13 protein-coding genes are annotated in these 12823 nt (G+C 52.8%); 9 read left to right on the forward strand and 4 right to left on the reverse strand.

The window, feature by feature from the left end; all coding sequences use genetic code 11:
• Nucleotides 1-13 precede the first annotated feature (13 nt).
• Together cobO and ACTU3N_RS09520 are read right to left on the reverse strand one after the other, a co-directional pair.
• A complete protein-coding gene (gene cobO / locus ACTU3N_RS09515) occupies nucleotides 14-604 on the reverse strand; it encodes a cob(I)yrinic acid a,c-diamide adenosyltransferase (protein ID WP_443085879.1) in 591 nt (196 codons plus the stop codon).
• Nucleotides 601-1359, reverse strand: a complete 759-nt coding sequence (locus ACTU3N_RS09520) for a YciK family oxidoreductase (RefSeq protein ID WP_443085880.1) — start codon at nucleotides 1357-1359, stop codon at nucleotides 601-603. Before ACTU3N_RS09520 ends, cobO begins: the two co-directional genes overlap by 4 nt.
• A 220-nt stretch (nucleotides 1360-1579) precedes the next feature.
• Between ACTU3N_RS09520 and sohB the strand changes: the two genes are divergently transcribed.
• A complete protein-coding gene (gene sohB, locus ACTU3N_RS09525; protein WP_443085881.1) occupies nucleotides 1580-2626 on the forward strand; it encodes a protease SohB in 1047 nt (348 codons plus the stop codon).
• A 33-nt stretch (nucleotides 2627-2659) separates the two neighbouring features.
• Here sohB and ACTU3N_RS09530 read toward each other — a convergent pair whose 3' ends face one another.
• Complete coding sequence (locus tag ACTU3N_RS09530) at nucleotides 2660-2911, reverse strand: YciN family protein (protein WP_443085882.1); 252 nt, start codon at nucleotides 2909-2911, stop codon at nucleotides 2660-2662.
• 395 nt (nucleotides 2912-3306) lie between these two features.
• On the opposite strand from ACTU3N_RS09530, the gene topA reads away from it, so the two are divergent.
• The 6 genes from topA to acnA all read left to right on the forward strand — a co-directional run bounded on the left by topA (nucleotide 3307) and on the right by acnA (nucleotide 10793).
• Nucleotides 3307-5904, forward strand: coding sequence for a type I DNA topoisomerase (topA, locus tag ACTU3N_RS09535; protein ID WP_443085883.1), 2598 nt, complete (start codon nucleotides 3307-3309; stop codon nucleotides 5902-5904).
• A gap of 178 nt (nucleotides 5905-6082) precedes the next feature.
• Nucleotides 6083-7057, forward strand: coding sequence for an HTH-type transcriptional regulator CysB (gene cysB / locus ACTU3N_RS09540; RefSeq protein WP_443085884.1), 975 nt, complete (start codon nucleotides 6083-6085; stop codon nucleotides 7055-7057).
• Nucleotides 7058-7407: 350 nt separating this feature from the next.
• Nucleotides 7408-7536, forward strand: a complete 129-nt coding sequence (locus tag ACTU3N_RS09545) for a YmiA family putative membrane protein (protein ID WP_443086178.1) — start codon at nucleotides 7408-7410, stop codon at nucleotides 7534-7536.
• Nucleotides 7537-7538: 2 nt separating this feature from the next.
• Entirely contained in the window at nucleotides 7539-7709 is a 171-nt protein-coding gene (locus ACTU3N_RS09550; RefSeq protein WP_443085885.1) for a hypothetical protein, read from the forward strand.
• A gap of 136 nt (nucleotides 7710-7845) precedes the next feature.
• Nucleotides 7846-7944 carry a small membrane protein YmiC gene (gene ymiC / locus ACTU3N_RS09555; RefSeq protein WP_443085886.1) on the forward strand — a complete coding sequence of 33 codons (99 nt, stop codon included), beginning with the start codon at nucleotides 7846-7848 and terminating at the stop codon, nucleotides 7942-7944.
• Between the two features lie 173 nt (nucleotides 7945-8117).
• Nucleotides 8118-10793, forward strand: a complete 2676-nt coding sequence (gene acnA, locus ACTU3N_RS09560; RefSeq protein ID WP_443085887.1) for an aconitate hydratase AcnA — start codon at nucleotides 8118-8120, stop codon at nucleotides 10791-10793.
• A gap of 30 nt (nucleotides 10794-10823) precedes the next feature.
• On the opposite strand, the gene ribA is transcribed toward acnA, so the two are convergent.
• A complete protein-coding gene (gene ribA / locus ACTU3N_RS09565; RefSeq protein WP_443085888.1) occupies nucleotides 10824-11411 on the reverse strand; it encodes a GTP cyclohydrolase II in 588 nt (195 codons plus the stop codon).
• Nucleotides 11412-11607: 196 nt separating this feature from the next.
• On the opposite strand from ribA, the gene pgpB reads away from it, so the two are divergent.
• Both pgpB and ACTU3N_RS09575 read left to right on the forward strand, forming a co-directional pair.
• Complete coding sequence (gene pgpB, locus ACTU3N_RS09570) at nucleotides 11608-12372, forward strand: phosphatidylglycerophosphatase B (protein ID WP_443085889.1); 765 nt, start codon at nucleotides 11608-11610, stop codon at nucleotides 12370-12372.
• A gap of 141 nt (nucleotides 12373-12513) precedes the next feature.
• Complete coding sequence (locus ACTU3N_RS09575; protein WP_443085890.1) at nucleotides 12514-12822, forward strand: LapA family protein; 309 nt, start codon at nucleotides 12514-12516, stop codon at nucleotides 12820-12822.
• Nucleotide 12823: the final 1 nt, after the last annotated feature.

Consider the following 12823-nt stretch of genomic DNA (forward strand, 5'->3'; position numbering starts at 1 on the left):
GCTTTTCTGCGCATCAGTAGTCGATACCCATCTGGGCTTTTACCCCTGCTTCAAATGCATGTTTAACCGGCCTAAGCTCGCTGACCGTATCCGCCAGTTCCATAATATCCCGGTGGCAGCCCCGACCGGTGATGATTACCGTTTGCGAAACCGGACGGTTGCGTAACGCTTCCAGCACGCTCGCCAGCGGCAGATAATCGTAAGCCACCATATAGGTCAGCTCATCGAGCAACACCATATCAAGCGATGGATCGCGAAGCATTCGCTGTGCATACTGCCACACCTCCACGCAGGCCGCCGTATCTGTCTCACGGTTTTGGGTCTCCCAGGTAAAACCGGTCGCCATCACCTGAAACTCAACCCCCAGCGGTTCGAGCAAGTTGCGCTCGCCATTTGGCCAGGTGCCTTTAATAAACTGGATAACACCCACCTTTTTGCCGTGGCCCACGGCGCGGGTTGCTGTTCCAAAGGCGGCGGTCGTTTTTCCTTTACCATTGCCGGTGAATACAATCACTATCCCGCGCTCGTCCTGGGCGGCGGCCACTCGCGCATCGACGCGCTCTTTTACGCGCTGCTGGCGCTGCTGGTGACGCTCTTCGCTCATTGTGCAATCCCCGGTTTACGCCCTGGCTGCGCATCAAATGTCATACCCGTTTTGCGACGGCTGTCGTCGCCCATCAGCCATAAATAGAGTGGCATAATATCTTCCGGCGTTTTCAGTTTTGCCGGATCTTCGTCGGGGAAGGCGCTGGCGCGCATTTTGGTGCGCGTACCGCCCGGATTGATGCAGTTTACCCGCAGGCGATTTTGATACTCTTGCGCCAGGACCTGCATCATCCCTTCGGTTGCGAACTTCGAGGTGGCATACGCTCCCCAGTTCGCCCGGCCTTCACGCCCGACGCTCGATGAGGTAAAGACCAGCGAGCCGCAATCCGACTTGAGTAATAAAGGAAGAAGCGCCTGAGTCAGATAAAATGTGGCGTTGACGTTCACCTGCATTACCGCATCCCAGGTCGCAGGGTTCTGTTCGCTCATCGGCACAACATCTCCCAGCAACCCGGCATTGTGCAACACGCCGTCAAGGCGCGGAGTCGTGGCGGCAATGGCATCGGCAAGCTGTCGGCAATCCTGCGGGGTGCAGGTTGCCAGGTCAAGCGTGAACCATTGAGCCGCCTCGCCATGTTCCTCAAGGATCGCTTGTGATACCTGACGCAATTTTTCCTCATTGCGCCCCAGCAAAATCACGCGCGCACCATAGCGGGCATAGGTCAGGGCGGCTTCTTTACCGATGCCATCGCTGGCACCGGTGACAAGGATTATATGGTTATCTAAAAGATTGCGCTGCGGCTGGTAGTGCACACTGTCTCCTCAGGCCCGGCCTGTATTTCGCTTTACATAAGGGGTTTATGCCTCAAACCGCGGGCTATTTCAATCGGCCAACTGGAGAGTTGGTCAGAGACTCGCCGTCAGGCACAAAAATTACGGCGTGGCTCGCACGGCGCACGGCTTGCGCGAGACGCGCCCCGGCGGCTCATGTACACTGGAGTGATTGTTTATTCATTAAATCAGGGTGGTATGCGTGGAATTACTGTCTGAATATGGTCTTTTTTTAGCCAAAATAGCCACCGTTGTGGTGGCGATAATCATTGTCGCGGTACTTATCGTTAATCTGTCACAGCGTAAGCGCCAGCGCGGAGAGCTGAAAATCTCCCGTCTGAGCGAGCAGTATAAAGAGCTGAAAGAAGAGATGGCGGTTTCTTTATTAGACAGTCATCAGCAAAAACAGTGGCACAAGGCGCAAAAGAAAAAGCATAAACAGGAGGCTAAAGCTGCCAAAGCGAAAGCGAAGTCTGGTGCGCTGGAGCCAACGGGCAAGCCGCGTGTTTATGTGCTGGACTTTAAAGGCAGCATGGATGCCGGTGAAGTAAGCTCTCTGCGAGAAGAAGTGACCGCGGTACTGGCCGTGGCGAAACCGGAAGACCAGGTTGTCGTGCGCCTTGAAAGCCCTGGCGGAATCGTACCGGGCTACGGTCTTGCTGCGTCACAGTTGCAGCGTCTGCGCGCACGCAATATTCCGCTGACCATCGCGGTGGATAAAGTTGCCGCCAGCGGCGGTTACATGATGGCTTGCGTTGCCAATAAAATTGTTGCCGCGCCGTTTGCGATTGTTGGCTCGATCGGGGTGGTTGCCCAGTTGCCTAACTTTAACCGCTTCCTGAAAAGCAAAGACATCGATATCGAGCTGCATACTGCCGGTCAGTTTAAACGCACGCTGACATTGCTTGGTGAAAACACCGAAGAGGGGCGACAGAAGTTTCGCGAAAGCCTGAACGAAACCCACGACCTGTTTAAAGGCTTTGTCAGCGAGATGCGTCCCGCGCTGGATATCGAAAAAGTCGCTACCGGTGAATACTGGTACGGTACCCAGGCGCTGGAAAAAGGGCTGGTTGATGCGATCGGCACCAGCGATGAGTTATTACTCGGGCTGATAGAAGAGAATGAAGTCATCGGAATACGTTATCAGCGGCGTAAAAAACTGATTGAACGCTTTACCGGTAGCGCGACCGAGAGCGTTGATCATTTGCTGATGCGCTGGTGGCAGCGTGGGCAGAAACCGCTGATGTAAACATGACGCGAGGCCAGAGCCTCGCGTTTTTGTTTAGTCAATCAGATGGTATTTCTCTGATAAATGATGGGCAAGGTATTTGAACATATTGAACACCGCAGTGCTTTTCGGTGTCGGCAGACCTTGCTCATCTAAAAAGTAGTCACCGCTGAACACCAGCACGCCGTTACGCTGGGTCACATCCGTGGCTTCAATACCGGCCAGCGTGTCATCATGTTCGCGGATCAGTTTATTAGCCAGCTCAAGCAAAGACTGGCGATCGATAGGCTGAGATGTCGCTTGCATTTTACCACTCCTTAAAAATTGCTTTAGTCTACGCCGGGTACTGCGCAGGGGCAAATTTTCCCTGCCCGCAGCAAGGTTTTGGGCCGTGGTTATGCTGGCGAGATTTGCTAATGCATGCTAATAAAGTTGCGTAACAAATTTTATCAGGTACAGTGTGACGCTTTCGTCAATCTGGCAACAGAATTGCTTGACATTCGACCGTAACAACGTCGCACACTATCAACCTGACACGATTGAGCCTGTAAAATCAGTCACCTGAGCGTTGAATTCGTCGCGCCTTGCTGAATAAAGGGTTCATATCCCCGGGCACTACTGCAATATAGAAGGCTGGTCGTCCTGGAGCAGGCAGCAAAGTGCGGCGTATTCCTGGAAGAATTTAATAGGTAAAGGTGAATATGGGCAAAGCTCTCGTTATCGTTGAGTCCCCGGCAAAAGCCAAAACGATCAATAAATATCTGGGTAGTGACTACGTGGTGAAATCCAGCGTAGGGCACATCCGTGATTTGCCGACCAGTGGATCAGCATCGAAAAAGAGCGCAGACGCCTCTTCCGCCAAAACGGCTAAGAAGCCTAAAAAGGATGAACGTGGCGCTCTTGTCAACCGCATGGGCATTGACCCGTGGCATAACTGGAAAGCGCATTATGAAGTGCTGCCCGGTAAAGAAAAGGTCGTCTCCGAGCTTAAATCGCTCGCGGAAAAAGCCGACCACATCTATCTCGCAACCGACCTTGACCGCGAAGGGGAAGCCATCGCCTGGCACCTGCGGGAAGTCATTGGCGGCGATGAAAATCGCTACAGCCGTGTCGTGTTCAACGAAATAACCAAAAATGCGATTCGTCAGGCGTTTGAACAGCCTGGCGAGCTGAATATTGACCGTGTTAATGCCCAGCAGGCGCGTCGTTTTATGGACCGCGTTGTGGGCTATATGGTCTCTCCGCTGTTGTGGAAAAAAATCGCCCGCGGTCTTTCCGCCGGGCGTGTCCAGTCCGTTGCTGTGCGTCTGGTGGTTGAGCGCGAGCGCGAAATCAAAGCATTTGTCCCGGAAGAGTACTGGGAGATTGACGCGGCAACCGCGACGCCGGGCGGCGATTCTCTGCCGTTGCAGGTAACGCATCAGGGTGATAAACCGTTCCGTCCGGTTAATCGTGAGCAGACGATGGCCGCGGTTAGCCTGCTTGAGAAAGCGCGCTACACCGTGCTTGAGCGCGAAGATAAGCCGACCAGCAGCAAACCCGGCGCGCCTTTTATTACCTCTACGCTGCAACAGGCTGCCAGCACGCGCCTCGGCTTTGGCGTGAAAAAGACCATGATGATGGCTCAGCGGCTGTACGAAGCGGGTTATATCACTTACATGCGTACCGACTCGACCAACCTGAGCCAGGACGCGGTGAATATGGTTCGCGACTATATTACCGATAAGTTCGGCAACAAATACCTGCCGAAAGATGCCAATCAATATGCCAGCAAAGAAAACTCTCAGGAAGCGCACGAAGCGATTCGTCCTTCTGATGTAAATGTGCTGGCGGAGTCGCTCAAAGATATGGAAGCGGACGCGCAAAAACTCTATCAGCTGATCTGGCGCCAGTTTGTTGCCTGTCAGATGACGCCTGCGCAGTACGATTCAACGACGCTGACCGTGGGCGCAGGGGATTTCCGTCTGAAAGCCCGTGGCCGTATTTTGCGTTTCGACGGCTGGACCAAAGTGATGCCCGCGCTGCGTAAGGGCGATGAAGACCGCACGCTACCGGCGGTCAACAAAGGTGATGACCTCACCCTTATTGAACTGACTCCGGCGCAACACTTTACCAAACCGCCCGCGCGTTTTAGCGAAGCATCGCTGGTTAAAGAGCTGGAAAAACGCGGTATCGGTCGTCCGTCTACCTACGCATCAATTATTTCGACCATTCAGGATCGTGGCTATGTGCGGGTAGAAAACCGCCGTTTCTACGCAGAAAAAATGGGTGAAATCGTTACCGATCGTCTGGAAGAGAATTTCCGCGAGTTGATGAATTACGATTTTACCGCGCAAATGGAAGACACACTCGATCGGGTGGCAAACCATGAAGCCGAGTGGAAGAAGGTGCTGGACAGCTTCTTTGGTGATTTTTCCCGCCAGCTTGAACAGGCGGAGCAGGACCCGGAAGAGGGCGGCATGCGCCCGAACCAGATGGTACTGACCAGTATCGACTGCCCGACCTGTGGCCGTAAGATGGGCATTCGTACCGCCAGCACCGGCGTGTTCCTTGGCTGTTCCGGTTATGCATTGCCGCCAAAAGAGCGCTGCAAAACCACCATCAATCTGGTGCCGGAAAATGAAGTGCTGAACGTGCTGGAAGGTGACGACGCTGAAACCAATGCGCTGCGCGCAAAACGTCGTTGCCAGAAATGCGGCACGGCGATGGACAGCTATCTGATCGATCCGAAGCGTAAACTGCACGTTTGTGGTAACAACCCGACCTGCGATGGCTATGAAATCGAAGAGGGTGAGTTCCGCATCAAAGGTTACGACGGCCCTGTTGTTGAGTGCGAGAAGTGTGGTTCTGAAATGCACCTGAAAATGGGGCGTTTCGGTAAGTACATGGCTTGTACTAACGATGAGTGCAAAAACACCCGTAAGATCCTGCGTAACGGGGAAGTCGCGCCGCCGAAGGAAGATCCGGTACCGCTGCCGGAGCTGCCTTGTGAAAAATCGGATGCGTATTTTGTACTGCGCGATGGTGCTGCCGGGGTGTTCCTCGCAGCCAATACTTTCCCGAAATCACGCGAAACACGTGCGCCGCTGGTGGAAGAGCTGTACCGCTTCCGCGAAAGGCTGCCGGAGAAACTGCGCTACCTGGCTGATGCCCCGCAGCAGGATCCTCAGGGCAATAAAACCATCGTGCGCTTTAGCCGGAAAACGAAGCAACAGTACGTTGCTTCAGAGAAAGACGGCAAAGCCACAGGCTGGTCGGCTTTTTATGTCGATAACCAGTGGGTCGAGTCTAAAAAGTAAGCTATTCAGTAACGTAATACCTCAGGGCCGGACTTCCGGCCCTTTTTCTTGCCGCGTTATTATTCTTTGTTCAAAGCTATACACAGAAGCTATAAATGATATAGTGGTTATAGCTACTGGCTTTTTTATTATGAAATCGTATTAGCAATTACCCGTATGCGTACTCGGATGGTCTGTCATGAAACTACAGCAGCTTCGCTATATCGTTGAGGTGGTTAATCATAATCTCAACGTCTCCTCCACTGCGGAAGGACTTTACACCTCTCAGCCTGGCATCAGTAAGCAAGTTCGTATGCTGGAAGATGAACTTGGCGTACAAATTTTCGCCCGTAGCGGCAAGCATCTGACGCAAGTGACGCCAGCAGGGCAGGAGATTATTCGTATCGCCCGCGAAGTGCTGTCGAAAGTCGACGCCATCAAATCGGTAGCCGGCGAGCATACCTGGCCGGACAAAGGCTCGCTGTACGTGGCAACCACGCACACCCAGGCACGCTATGCGCTGCCAAACGTTATCAAAGGATTTATCGAACGCTATCCACGCGTTTCGTTGCATATGCATCAGGGGTCGCCTACGCAAATTGCTGAGGCCGTATCGAAAGGCAATGCGGACTTTGCTATTGCAACCGAAGCGCTGCATCTGTACGACGATTTGGTGATGTTACCCTGCTACCACTGGAACCGCTCCATCGTTGTGACGCCCGATCATCCATTAGCGGCCAAACAGTCGGTCACTATCGAAGAACTGGCTCAGTACCCGCTGGTGACGTATACCTTCGGTTTTACCGGCCGTTCTGAGCTGGACACCGCCTTTAACCGCGCCGGGTTAACGCCGCGCATTGTTTTTACCGCAACCGATGCAGACGTAATAAAAACCTATGTCAGACTGGGGTTAGGCGTGGGAGTGATTGCCAGTATGGCGGTCGATCCGGTCTCCGATCCGGACCTGGTGAAGCTGGATGCCGATGGGGTTTTCAGCCACAGCACCACCAAAATCGGTTTTCGCCGTAGCACGTTTTTGCGCAGCTATATGTATGATTTTATTCAGCGCTTTGCGCCGCATTTGACTCGTGATGTGGTCGATGCCGCCGTGGCATTACGCTCGAACGACGATATTGAGGCCATGTTTAAAGATATTAAATTGCCGCAGAAATAATAGCAGCAGGGTATCTTTGCCCGTGAAAAGATACCCTGAAATCACCCTAAACCTAAATTAGAATTATCATCATCTAAATTCAGACCGCCCACCGGAAGTGATTGCACTCACAGTTTTCCCGCCCGACGCTCATATTTTGTGAGCAAAATAGAAAATAAAATGCTTTATCGCAAATTTCTCCCTTCAATAATTTATTTCTGGTCAAAAGATTAAATATTTCTTACTTCAGTATGAGTAAATTCACTGGATTTTAGGCTAAAGTTATTTTAGGATTTGTCTCAACGCATGATTATTTGTACCGATTGATGGTGCCTAAAATGATAAGTGATGTCGATTGTACGAGGTTAGCAATGCCATCAGGAAGTGAAGAGCCACAAAGGGATCCTGAGCTCAAGCGTAAAGCCTGGCTGGCAGTTTTTCTTGGCTCTGCCGTGTTTTGGGCAGTGGTTGCGTTATTGATCTGGACATTCTGGGGTTAAAAATGGCAACAGCGGGCAGGTTTGAACCGGCAAAGAGTGTGTGTCAGCCTCATGACACCCACCTCAAAGCAAAAAAGCGCGCGCAGACCGTGATTCCGGCCTCCTGGAATCTGACGCCGCAGCAGCGCGCTTTTATTGATGCATTCGCAGAAGACGGCGTAAAGAAACAATAAATTTATCATCAGAATAATTGCGGGCAATTTTGTGCGCTATTCATTGATTTGGTCTTTTGTACTCTTTAATTAATACACGGCATAAATGAATTGAGTAAAGACTCAGTTTTTATGAATAAGCTTTCTGGTAATAATTATGATTAACGATTGTGGAATGAAATATTGGTCGTGGATGGGAGCTTTTACTGTTTCTATCCTGTTCTGGGGACAACTGGTCTGGATGTTGCTCCGGTAACGTGCTGAAAAACCTTGCCTGTGCAAGGTTTTTTATTTTCTGCTCTCCCTCTGGTTTCACCTCTTGTAGCAATTTGGGTTGTTATCAAAACGTTATCATATGTTTGTGTTATCTTTAATACAGACCCTGAAGTCAATCAGGGTATCGCAAGCTTTGTCATTAAGGAGGAGCATATGTCGTCGACCCTACGCGAAGCCAGTAAGGACACGTTGCAGGCTGAGAACAAAACCTACCATTATTACAGTCTGCCGCTGGCCGCAAAGGAACTTGGGGATATCGGGCGTTTACCCAAGTCGCTAAAAGTTTTACTGGAGAATCTGCTGCGCTGGCAGGATGGAGACTCCGTTACCGAAGAAGATATTCGCGCGCTGGCGGGCTGGCTGGAAAAAGCCCATGCCGACCGTGAAATAGCCTATCGCCCGGCCAGGGTGCTGATGCAGGATTTTACCGGTGTTCCCGCCGTCGTCGATTTGGCGGCGATGCGCGAAGCGGTAAAACGCCTTGGCGGAGACACCGCAAAAGTTAACCCCCTTTCCCCTGTAGATTTAGTTATCGACCACTCGGTAACCGTCGACCATTTTGGCGACGACGACGCTTTTGAAGAGAACGTCCGCCTCGAAATGGAACGTAACCACGAGCGTTATGCGTTTTTACGCTGGGGCCAGCAGGCTTTCAGCCGCTTTAGCGTTGTGCCGCCGGGTACGGGGATCTGTCACCAGGTAAACCTTGAATACCTCGGCAAAGCGGTATGGAGCGAACTGCAAGGCAAAGAGTGGGTCGCTTACCCGGACACGCTGGTGGGAACCGATTCACATACCACAATGATAAACGGCCTCGGTGTGCTGGGGTGGGGCGTCGGCGGTATCGAAGCAGAAGCCGCGATGCTGGGGCAGCCGGTATCGATGCTGATCCCGGATGTGGTGGGCTTCAGGCTCAGCGGTAAGCTGCGGGAAGGTATCACCGCGACCGACCTGGTGTTGACCGTGACGCAGATGCTGCGTAAACATGGCGTTGTCGGAAAATTCGTTGAATTCTATGGTGACGGTCTGGATTCGTTACCGCTTGCCGATCGCGCGACCATCGCCAATATGGCGCCGGAATATGGCGCGACCTGCGGCTTTTTCCCGATCGATGCAGTAACGCTGGACTATATGCGTCTGAGTGGTCGCAGCGAAGAGCAGGTGGCGCTGGTTGAAGCTTACGTGAAAGCACAAGGTATGTGGCGTAATCCTGGCGATGAGCCGGTCTTTACCAGTACGCTTGCGCTGAATATGGACGAGGTCGAAGCCAGTATCGCCGGGCCGAAGCGCCCGCAGGATCGCGTTGCGCTCAGCGATGTACCAAAAGCATTCGCCGCAAGTACTGAACTCGAACTGAACACCGCACAAAAAGATCGCAAACCGGTCGATTACACGCTCAAAGGGCAGCAGTATCAGCTACCTGACGGCGCGGTGGTTATCTCCGCCATCACTTCCTGTACTAACACCTCCAATCCGAGCGTGCTCATGGCTGCCGGGTTGCTGGCCAAAAAAGCAGTGGAGAAGGGGCTTAAACGCCAGCCGTGGGTAAAAGCTTCGCTGGCACCGGGCTCGAAGGTGGTTTCAGACTACCTGGCTCAGGCTCGCCTGACGCCGTTTCTCGATGAGCTGGGTTTCAATCTTGTGGGTTACGGTTGTACCACCTGTATCGGTAACTCCGGGCCGCTTCCTGAGCCGATTGAGCAGGCTATCCGCCAGGGCGATCTCACCGTTGGTGCGGTGCTTTCCGGTAACCGTAACTTTGAAGGGCGCATCCACCCGCTGGTGAAAACAAACTGGCTGGCATCGCCGCCGCTGGTTGTGGCTTATGCGCTGGCAGGGAACATGAATATTAACCTTGCCACCGATCCGCTCGGTCACGATCGTAAAGGCGATCCGGTGTATCTGAAAGATATCTGGCCGTCCAGCGCGGAAATCGCGCGCGCGGTCGAGCAAGTCTCGACAGATATGTTCCGTAAGGAGTATGCCGAGGTGTTCGAAGGCACCGAGGAGTGGAAGTCGATTCAGGTCGAGCGTTCCGATACATACAGCTGGCAGAATGATTCTACCTATATTCGCCTTTCTCCATTCTTCGAAGATATGGAAACCGAACCGAAAGCGGTCGAGGATATTCACGGCGCGCGGATCCTGGCGATGCTGGGTGATTCGGTCACAACGGACCATATCTCACCGGCAGGGAGTATCAAGGCCGACAGTCCGGCAGGGCGTTACCTGCAAAGCCACGGCGTGGAGCGTCGCGACTTTAACTCCTACGGTTCGCGGCGCGGTAACCATGAAGTGATGATGCGTGGGACCTTTGCCAACATTCGTATACGTAATGAGATGGTACCAGGTATTGAAGGCGGAATGACTCGCCATCTGCCGGGCACTGAAGTTATCTCAATTTACGATGCTGCAATGCGCTACCAGCAGGAAGGCACGCCGCTGGCGGTTGTCGCCGGTAAAGAGTACGGTTCCGGCTCCAGCCGCGACTGGGCGGCGAAAGGACCGCGTTTACTGGGCGTGCGTGTGGTGATTGCTGAATCCTTCGAACGTATTCACCGCTCCAATCTGATTGGGATGGGGATCCTGCCGCTGGAATTTCCACAAGGCGTGACGCGTAAAACCTTAGGGCTGACAGGTGTGGAGAGGCTGGATGTGACAGGGCTTGAAACGATTAAACCTGGCGGTGTCCTGCCGGTAATGCTCACGCGCGCAGATGGCACGCAGGAGATCCTGCAATGCCGCTGCCGTATCGATACCGCAACAGAGCTAACCTACTACCGCAACGATGGCATATTGCATTACGTTATCCGCAACATGCTTAACTAAACAACAAGGCCTGCAATCGCAGGCCTTTTTTCACTTCAGCAAATGCCCCATCTTTTCGGCTTTGGTATCAAGATAGTGTGCATTGTTCGGATTACGTCCGACAATTAACGGCACGCGCTCAACGATATTGATCCCGGCTTCCGTCAGAATTTCGACTTTTTTCGGGTTATTGGTTAACAAGCGAACTTCATCGATACCCAGTAATTTAAACATATCGGCGCAGAGAGTGAAGTCGCGCTCATCGGCGGCAAAACCGAGCTGATGGTTGGCTTCGACCGTGTCATACCCCTGGTCCTGAAGCGCATAGGCACGAATCTTATTTAGCAGGCCTATGTTTCGCCCCTCCTGGCGATGATAAAGCAATACGCCACGGCCTTCTTCGGCAATATGATTCAGAGCCGCTTCAAGCTGAAAACCACAGTCACAACGCAGGCTAAAAAGGGCATCGCCCGTCAAACACTCGGAATGCACGCGTGCCAGCACGGGTAGCTGCCCGGAAATATCACCAAAAACAAGGGCAACATGATCCTGCCCGGTCGCCAGTTCTTCAAAACCCACCATCAGGAAGTCGCCCCATGGCGTTGGCAGTTTGGCTTCTGCCACACGTTTAAGCTGCATGTGAATCTCCGGATTTATCGTTGCGCATTGCGCACTTTGGCTCATTGGCCGCAAGAATAAGTCTATTTTGCCACAATGCACTTTGCATCGCCTAATCATCGCCAACGCTCTGCGGGTTAAACGCACAAAATTGCGCCTTTGCGCGAGAAACTGTTTTTTCAGTTATCATTGTGTCGCGTATCTGGAAGGAGAAGACATGCTGTCGATCGCAAAACGAACTACCGCTGGCGCGGCGATTTTACTGATTATGCCGCTTTCTGTCTGGGTTTCCGGCTGGAGCTGGGAACCGGGGCACACATCCTGGTGGTTGCATGCACTATTCTGGTTAACCGAAACGGTGACCCAACCCTGGGGGATTATTACTCACGTCGTGCTGTGTGGGTGGTTCCTCTGGTGCCTGCGCTTTCGCCTGAAGCCTGCCTTAATGCTTTTTGCTATCCTGGGTTGCGCTATCATTGGCGGGCAGGTCGTCAAATCGCTGGTGAAGGAACATGTGCAGGAACCGCGCCCCTATGTTTTGTGGCTGGAAAAAACGCACCATATTCAGGCGGATGAGTTCTACACTTTAAAGCGTAAGGCGCGCGGCGAACTGGTTGCAGACACGCTGACTCGCCAGCAGGATATCCCGCTGTTTTTGCGCAAGCACTGGCAGCATGAGACCGGTTTTGCCTTTCCGTCCGGGCATACCATGTTTGCTGCCAGCTGGGCATTGCTGGGTGTCGGCCTGTTATGGCCACGCCGTCGTAGCTGGACAATTGCTATTTTGCTGGTCTGGGCGACCGGCGTGATGGGCAGCCGGTTGCTGCTGGGGATGCACTGGCCGCGCGATTTGGTCGTCGCGACATTGATCTCCTGGGTGCTGGTCACGCTGGCGTGTTGGCTGGCGCAACGTCTTTGCGGTTCGTTAGCGCCGCCCGTTGCCGAGCGTAAAGAGATAACGGAACGTGAGCATGAAACTTGATTTTCACCGTTTCGCCCTCAAATCAGAGACTAACTGCATGTATTTAGATTTCACGTGGGGCGCTAAAATGGTAGGTTATAAGACTGGATACAGGCAGTTGCGTATAATTTCATCGCGCAGAACCACATAACGGGATGTAATGTGAAATATTTACTCATTTTCTTACTGGTGTTAGCGATATTTGTGGTGTCGATTACCCTTGGCGCGCAAAACGATCAGCAAGTAACGTTCAATTATCTGCTCGCGCAGGGTGAGTTTCGTATCTCTACGCTGTTAGCCGTGCTGTTTGCCGCCGGTTTCCTTATCGGCTGGCTGATTTGCGGTCTTTTCTGGCTGCGTGTGCGTGTTTCTCTGGTACGCGCAGAGCGTAAAATCAAACGCCTTGAGCATCAACTCGCACCTGCCGCAGAGGTTCCTGCTACGCCCGGTACGCCGATGGTGAAGGAATAAT

Origin of the sequence: Vagococcus sp. WN89Y, from assembly GCF_052220145.1 — a bacterium.
Lineage (GTDB): Bacteria > Pseudomonadota > Gammaproteobacteria > Enterobacterales > Enterobacteriaceae > Kosakonia.